This is a genomic window from Fulvivirga kasyanovii (assembly GCF_009711405.1).
Lineage (GTDB): Bacteria > Bacteroidota > Bacteroidia > Cytophagales > Cyclobacteriaceae > Fulvivirga > Fulvivirga kasyanovii.
Window position 1 is genome coordinate 1 of the sequence record NZ_SMLW01000325.1, and the last position, 5,684, is coordinate 5,684.

General features: G+C 34.3%; 2 protein-coding genes. Both read right to left on the reverse strand.

Going from position 1 to position 5,684, the window contains the following annotated elements; all coding sequences use genetic code 11:
- The coding region (locus E1163_RS02925) for a condensation domain-containing protein (RefSeq protein WP_185155937.1) at positions 1-781 on the reverse strand (781 nt) is incomplete at its 3' end.
- A 268-nt stretch (positions 782-1,049) separates the two neighbouring features.
- The gene (locus E1163_RS02930) at positions 1,050-5,567 is read right to left on the reverse strand and encodes a non-ribosomal peptide synthetase (RefSeq protein WP_155169285.1); all 4,518 of its coding nucleotides are present in this window, start codon (positions 5,565-5,567) and stop codon (positions 1,050-1,052) included.
- Positions 5,568-5,684 lie beyond the last annotated feature (117 nt).

The following is a 5,684-nucleotide window of genomic DNA, read 5'->3' on the forward strand; positions in this document are numbered from 1 at the left end:
ATAAACAATATATTAAAGTACTTAATGTGACATCATAATTTTGTGCGATCTCTTTTAGTCTGGTGGTTTGTTTTGTTGATAACAACAATTCTACATTTTGGACATTATTATAAGACTGCCCTTGTTGTTCGTGGGAATTTAAGCTGTTAATATGGACGTATCCATCAAAATAATCTTTCCAAAAAGCCCTTGCCTCTGTTTCATTCTGCTTGGAAGATATTCTCTGATAGTCTTTATATCTTGGAACATTTAGCGGCTCCCTTGAGTCGTCGCTGTCTACTCCTGCATGATAAATTTGACTAAATTCAGTCATTAAAAGGTTAATAGACCAAGCATCTAAAATAATATGGTGGTAGCTCCAGAAAAACTCATACTTCTCATCCCCTAAGCGGAACAGCTTAAATCTCAATAAAGTATCGGTACTTAAATCAAAGTCCTTTTTACGATCCTCTTTTGCATAATCCTCAATGAACTTATCCTGGTCTTTACTGTCCAAATTTGACACGTCTTCAAAATACAGAGGGACAAATCTTTCTTTTATTAGTACTTGCTTAGGCTTTGAAACTCCTCGAAATACAAAAACAGTTCTTAGTACATCATGCCGCTGAACTAATGCATTGAGAGCCAATTGTATTTTTTCAATGTCGAGCTCACAAAACAACTGAAATCTGACCTGCCTGTAAAAACTATCTTTAAAATCACTAGCTATAGACGCTAGCAGCATATTTTCCTGCATTGGAGACAAGGCATAAATGTCCTCAATTTGACCTTTGATTTTCATAATTATAGGATTTAGAGCTTTATCGGGCTTTAATACTTAAAATGTGATTTTATTGCGAAGGTTCTGTACTAATGAATTACTATTACCGGGGCACTTCTGAAATGACAACTTTTGGAAACGTCAATGAAATAAACCCAAGCGTAAAAAAGATCCAGGGTTTAAATCAACTCTTTACTACATTTTTGAGAATAGCCATGCAATCGCTAATTTATCACTCTTCTGGCTACCTTATTCAATATCAATATGAGCTGGTATAATATATTATAAATCAACCATCTTCAAACATCTGATTAATGAGTTTGAGTTCATCTGTTGTCATGTCAGGGTCAGAAAAATCTTTTGGAGTTTTAATCGTCTCACTGATAGATGTACAATGCTCAACAACCTTACTTATCTCGACCTCAACTTTTCGAATGAAGCATTGAATACTATTTTCATCATACTTCTCGGGGTCATAGTCAAAGTTTATTTTTAGGTTTTTATGAGAAACAATTCCTGTGATCAATAATTTATGTTCCATTTGGTTTTCCCCGTCTAAAGTATCCTGATCTGAATGAAATTGACAATCGTAGTCTTGATTATTAATGAGATCATGCTCAATATCTCCTAAATAATTTAGGAGAAAGTCAGTAGGAATATCAATATCAGCTGTATTAGTGAAACATTTAAGAACACCATAGCCAAGCCCATTAAAAGGAACGTTTCTAACAGTTTCTATAACGCTCACCAGGTCCTCCTCAATATCGCCCTTATTACCAAGTTTTAAAAGTACAGGATAGATGCTTGTAAACCATCCTACAGTCCTACTTAAGTTAACATTATTATATATATTTTCCCTTCCATGTCCTTCTAATGTTATGGCTACATTTCGAGGCTTAAAACTCTTCATGAATGCTAATCCATTAGCGTACAATAATATATCTGTAACTGTTGTACCATACGCATTATGGGTGTTATATAATAAATCCTTTGTCAATCGTTCATTCAAACTAAGTGTTTTACGCTTATACGTTTTCCACTTATTTATATTTTCATCTTTATAAGCCACCCTATCCCTAGATAATTGTTTCCAATATTCAACAGATTTTAAAAATCGTGGGGTTTTTGAAAAAGATCGCAGAGACTCACACCACTCCCTTATTGAAGTAGTTTTTCTTGCCTTTTTTGGGTCAACACCCTTGATTATATCATTATAAAAATCGATAAAATCTTCAATGACAATACGCCATGAAACGCCGTCTACAAGAAGGTGATGCGCTATTATCACCAAATGATCCTCATTTTTTAAGCTAAACACACCAAATTTCAATAATTGTTTATTCTCAAGTTTAATACTCCGGCGTAACTCGATGATTTTTTCCGCTACCAACTCAGGATTATCTGAATCTATTTCCTCAAATTCGAAAAAGCTATTTGGGAATTGCTCATCACCAATTATTTTTCTATAACCTAATTCTGATTTAAAAAAGTTAGCTCTCAGTCCATCATGATGCTCAGTCAGAATATGAATAGCTTCTATCACAGCATTTTTGTTGAAGCGTTGTTTTGACCTTAGGGTTACGCCCTGATTGAAATTATCTAAATTACTCCAGTTTGATTTAAAGAAAAGCTCTTCTGATGGAGTGCACCCCACCTCACCTATCAACTTATACTCTTCTACTTCATCATCATGCACCTTAATAGCGACAGAGATTTCCCTTAAATGATTGGCACTCATTATATCGGTTATATTTAACTTATAGCCTTCTTTTAAGAATCTAGATTGTACTTGAATAGCCTTAATAGAGTCTCCTCCATTCCGGAAAAAACTTTGATCAATATCCACATTATCTCTATCAAGCACTTTAGCACAAATTTCGACGATCTTAGTTTCGAGTTCATTCAAATTCTTTTCAACTACCACAGAATTTCTCTGGACAGTATTACCAGTTATTTTTAAAGCAGACCTATCAATCTTACCATTGAAGTTGAGCGGCATAGTAGGTAAGCGTTGATATATCGATGGTACCATATAATTTGGCAAATACTGCCTTAATAGAATTTGAAGTTCACTAAGATCAATTTCCCCTTTTGCTACATAGTATGCACATAATAGATCATTTTGATTTTCGACTTTTTGATATAGCACAACGGCCTGATCAATTCCCTCATATCTTTTAATAACATTTTCAATTTCGTGTAATTCAATTCTAAAACCCCTGATTTTCACTTGATTATCTAACCTTCCTAAATAATCGAAATTCCCATCAGTAGTCAATCTGGCTAAATCTCCTGTTTTGTAATACCTGTTAATTCCAACTTGCTCCTTTTTCTTAAATTTCTGGTGCGTTAACTCTACTTTGTTTAAATAACCACGTGCGAGTCCTGCTCCAGAAATCACTAGCTCGCCTGGTAACCCAAGTGGTTGTTTGTTTTCAAACTTATTGATTACAAACAACTGAATATTGTCAATAGGTTTTCCGATTGGTATGTTCGGTTTTACCTCAGTCTTGCTACAATCGTAGTATGAAACATCTATAGTAGCCTCTGTTGGCCCGTATAGATTAACAAGTCGAGTTGAGGCATGACCAAACAACTCATTAAACTTCTCAACGTGCTCTCTATTTAAAGCCTCACCACTACAAAATACTATTTCTAGACTTTTAAGTCGTTGAACAGAAGCTGCATCGACTATCTGCAGAAAAGCCGCCAGCATCGATGGAACAAAGTGAATTGTAGTAACTTTCTGATAATCAACATTTTTTATAATTTCTATCGGATCTCCCTCATTTCCATCAGCCAGTACAGAGACAGAAGCACCTACAGTAGACCACCAAAGCAACTCCCAAACGGACACGTCAAATACTGGCGTAGTTTTGTTTAAGATTACATTATCTTGTTTGAGCTCATATTTTCGTTGCATCCATTGTAGCCGATTCAAAAGTGCCAAATGGTCAATCATTACTCCCTTTGGAACACCTGTTGTACCAGAAGTATAAATAACGTAAGCTAGGTCATTTGACCTCACAATAGTTCGTTTTAAAGGGGGACAGTTTTCACATTCTTCCAATAAAATAACCGACACGCTATCAACTTGTAGCCTACTTGCCGCTGTTTTGTTAGTTAGAATGGTTTCACAGTTACTATCCTTAAGAATGTACTCAACTCTTTTTTGGGGATGTTTCGGGTCCAAAGGTAAATACGCACCACCTGATAATAGAATTCCGTAGACACCAATTAAAAAATCAACTGATCTTTCAATATATAAACCCACAATCGTGTTGGGTCCTACCCCTATTGATAACAACTTGTTAGCTACCTCAGACGATATATTAAAAAACTCCCGGTAAGTCAGATTTTTGTGAGATTTTACGGCAACCCTGTCTGGATATCTATCAACAATATTTTTAAACAAATCTATGATTGTGATGTCTTCTGCAATTGGCACTGATGTAGCATTAACCTTAGAGTACACATCAAAAGTATGTCCTTGTTTGACAATATCAATGGTACTGACTGGCTTATCAAAGTTGTCAATAAAATAGTTTAATACCTGTTCAAAATGATTGGATATTACTTCAACTGATCCATTCGTAAATACATTGCGATTGTAAACGAAATCAACTCTAATTTCATTCAGAAAGGATACTTCAATGGTCAGGTCATAATGATTCGTAGAAATACTAGCTACCGAATCAACATTAATTATTTCATTATACTCAGTTAAGAAAGACTTCAAGGGGTAGTTTTCCACTACAACAATGGAGTCGAATAATTCCTCTTGTGAATCAATATTTGCAAACTTTTGAACTTCACTGAGAGGGAATAGTTCGTGTTCAGAACGAGCGTGGATATGTTGAGACAACCTATGCAAATAATCTATTATTGTTTCGTTTGGTTTTGTCTCAAAGTACAACGGAAGAGTATTAATGAATAAACCAACAACATTCTCAAATTTACTCAAATCAATACTGCGTCCCGAAAGTGTAGTTCCGAAAACTGAATTATCAGAATTGTTGTACACTTGTAATAAAAAACCCCAGACACCGTAAAATAAATGTGCAATTGTTATTCTATTCTCAGTACAGAATTTTTCTACTTTTTTACGATTCTCAAAAATACTTTCCTTTGCAAAACTGTCATGTCCTAACAGGTCTGCTTGCTTATAGGGTAATCTAGTATGTTGATTTAATTTACCTAGATGATCACGCCAAAATTTCTTGGAAGGTTCGTAATTCCTACCAGAAATTTCTGTCACATAATCTTTAAAGGGTATTCTACTACTTGTAGTAAACGAAGGAGGTTTACCATACATTAGTAACGAAAACAAATGTTTTAAAATGACAATGTTGCTCCAACCGTCATATAAAATATGGTGGTTGCTTATAATTATGTTATAGGTACTATCTTCAATTTGACAAAGAGATACTCGAAAAGGAATTTCCTCAAGATCAAAGCCTTTTTCAAACTCTTTTCTCGCTATTTGATTACAAAATTCTTTTCTACTACCAACATCCTTATTAGTTAGGTCATAAAAGGTAAAATCAACGTTTGAAGTCTTAAGATAAATAGCTACTGGATTGGATATATTCTTCCAACGAAAAAGGCAACGTAAGTTGGGGTTCTGTTCAGCTAAATTATCAAATGCTTCTCTAATCTGGTCTACTCCTAGACTAAACCTAAAATCAAAACTAAGTTGCTCAAAATAATTAGTTTTGCTTTCAGCTCTAATATGTTGAAACAGAATTCCTTGCTGAAGTGGTGTTAAAGGAATTATGTCTAATACATTATTCTTATCTAAACTCATCTATTTAAGATATGTTAATTTAGAAATAAATCTACGACTTCAATTGACTAAATGAAGCCGTCCCAGTCTTAACCTGATATGAATGACTAATAAAAAATTTCCTAAATTGGTATATAG